This is a genomic window from Lentzea albidocapillata (genome assembly GCF_000719115.1).
Lineage (GTDB): Bacteria > Actinomycetota > Actinomycetes > Mycobacteriales > Pseudonocardiaceae > Lentzea > Lentzea albidocapillata.
Window position 1 is genome coordinate 1 of record NZ_JOEA01000118.1, and the last position, 221, is coordinate 221.

Sequence of the window (221 nt, forward strand, 5' to 3'; positions counted from 1 at the left end):
ATCGACCCCGGAAACACCATGGTCTACTTCGCCGGCAACGGCGCGGGACGCCTTTACTGGGGCGGCACCATGAGCGGCCAAGGCGACTGGGCCAACTACCGCGCCATCACCGCAGGCGATTACAACGGCGACGGCAAAACCGATATCGCCGGCATCGACCCCGGAAACACCATGGTCTACTTCGCCGGCAACGGCGCAGGCCAGCTCTCATGGGGCGGCCC

1 protein-coding gene is annotated in these 221 nt (G+C 66.1%); it reads left to right on the top strand.

What is annotated here, in order from left to right:
- Positions 1-18 precede the first annotated feature (18 nt).
- On the top strand, positions 19-221 hold a 203-nt coding region (locus IG04_RS43595), incomplete at its 3' end, for a hypothetical protein (protein WP_211257930.1).